Annotated in this window: 1 protein-coding gene and 1 pseudogene; both read left to right on the forward strand. The window is 57.6% G+C overall.

The genetic code is table 11. The features are described 5' to 3' along the window. Window positions 1–354: pseudogene (locus ABX749_RS29540) on the forward strand (hypothetical protein); the annotation flags it as partial. A gap of 205 nt (window positions 355–559) precedes the next feature. Next, window positions 560–2,260 carry a matrixin family metalloprotease gene (locus tag ABX749_RS29545; protein WP_372899200.1) on the forward strand — a complete coding sequence of 567 codons (1,701 nt, stop codon included), beginning with the start codon at window positions 560–562 and terminating at the stop codon, window positions 2,258–2,260. Window positions 2,261–2,453 lie beyond the last annotated feature (193 nt).

The raw sequence follows: 2,453 nt of genomic DNA on the forward strand, positions 1-2,453 counted from the left end.
CAATACTTGGGATGGCATCGCAACATGCCCGGGATGGCACAAGGATTGGGAACGTTGGCAATCAACCATCCGATCAGTTTTCGCCAGCCGGATGTCTACTACTGGTACTACGCGACCCAAGCCCTGCATCACTACGGTGGGCGGCATTGGACCGAATGGAACGACAAACTGAAAGTCGATCTGCCGGCGCGGCAAGTGTTGCATGGCCGCGAACGAGGCAGTTGGTCGCCTCAAAATGACGCTTGGGGACGCCATGCCGGTCGTCTGTATACGACCTGTTTTTCCGTGTATTGCCTGGAAGTCTACTACCGCCACATGCCCCTGTACGATCCCGAAAACGATTTCGAAGAGTGATGCGTGCGACTGGAGCACTTGTCCGCAAGTGGAATTCGCGGCGAAATCAACACGCACCAAATGTCTTGGCATCGATTGTGACATCGCCGGTCGAAAAAGTCCCCTGTCTATCGGGAACGATCGTGTCGGCACACAGCCGCTGATGAGCTTTCCCATTCATCACGACTTCCGACCGCCGCTACGAATCGACTTTTCGAAACCGCTCATGAAACGCCCCCAAAAAAGAAAGCGTCGTCTGTCCATCCAACCCCTCGAAACGCGACGTGTACTGGCAGCCAGTTTTGGTTGGGACGGTGTCGGATTGGGAAGCGCCGAACTGACTTACACGATCAACGGATCACCAAGTTCACTCTCGCCAGCCGAAACCACGGCGGCGATCGAAGCGGCACTCGACGTCTGGTCCAGTGTTGCGGACATCACCTTCACACCCACCGACCAACTCGGTTTGCGAGATTCCATCGACATTTCCTTTGTCAACATCGATGGCACGGCAGGCACCTTGGCCCAAGCGTACTTTCCCGACGACGTGAACCCGGCCCGGATTGCCGGCGACATCCAATTTGACGTGTCTGAAGTTTGGGAGGTGGGAAACGCACTGGGGAACAACGCCTTTGATCTGGTTTGGGTCGCCGTTCACGAAATCGGTCACTCTCTGGGACTCGATCACACCGATTCGGCCGCCAGCGTGTTGGCCCCGTTTGTGACGCCCAGTCAATCGTTCACCAGCTTGAGCAGTGTCGATGTTGCCGCGATCCAAAAACTGTACGCCGCCAGCACCGACACGACCGACGTCGTTGACACGCCGGAAGTCGATGACGAGACAACCATCGAACCGACAGTCGAAACCTCGACCAACAGTGACGACAACAGCGACGACTCCGGCGACAGCGATGACAACCCGTTCCCGCAAAGTCGATGGCGACGCGGCGGACGCTGGCATCCGTTCGGTGGTCGACTGGATGCCGAGCAAGTGGACTTCAACTACACCAATCCGACCGACGTCAATGGAGACAACACGACAACACCGTTGGATGCGTTGATGGTCATCAACCAACTCGATCGGGCGACGTCCAGCGGACTGACGGACGTGTCGGAAGTTGAAACCGTCGGCTTGTGTGATGTCAACGGCGACAATGCGATCACGGCTCTCGATGCTTTGACGGTCATCAACGCGCTCCACAACGGCAATTCGGAAACCCTCGATTCGATCACCGCCGACGCCGAATCGGAGGACACCGAAACGCTGGAGGAAAGCGGCGAACTGGAGGAGGACGACGAACTGGATGACAGCAACGAGGTCGAGGAAGTGGATGAGGTGGACGCCAGCGATGACGCAGACGAAAGCACCGACCCGATCGACGACGGGGGCCTGGTGGACCAGACCGATGACGGCGCGGACGACACAGACGAAACCGATCACGGTCATCATCTCGTCCGGCGTTTCCCTGCAAGCCTGTTCGGAGGTGAAACCGAAGTGTTCATCGCCCGTTTTGATGCCGACGAAGACGGCGCGCTTTCGGAAGCGGAAGTGTCCGAGCGGATTTGGAACAAACTGACGACGCTGGAAACCGATCGCGACGGCGATGGGCTCATCACCCTGGACGAAATCGATTCGGCATTGCTGGCGTTCCAATTGGAAGCGTTCAACGAAAAAGATAGCGATGGAAACGGGCTGCTGACCGAGACCGAACTCGGCGAGCGGCGGTGGCGGAACATCTCGGCCGCAGACGTCGATGACGACGGCGGCGTGTCGTTTGAGGAGTTGCAGGCATTCCGCGATCTGGCAAGTGAATCGGGCGAGATGATGCGTCCACGACATCGCCATCACGTGCCATCGGATGCGTTTTTTGCTTCGCTGGGGCGAACCCGCGGCGGTCAATTCCGAGCCCGTCGATCGTTTCGGTGAGCAAAGTGACGGAGAACAATCTTTTTAAAAAAAGATGTTCAAAAGCGCGGCGGATTCACGTCTCTCGTCGCAACTGACTCAACAGCGGGCAGCAAAACGGTGAAAACCTCTCCCCGCTCGGCTGCTGTTCCGCTCCTCTTTCTTCTCTCCTGCTGAAGTCCGCAACATGGTCACCACCAACTCCCCCAGCCCA

It is taken from the genome of Stieleria sp., assembly GCF_041595215.1.
GTDB lineage: Bacteria > Planctomycetota > Planctomycetia > Pirellulales > Pirellulaceae > Stieleria > Stieleria magnilauensis.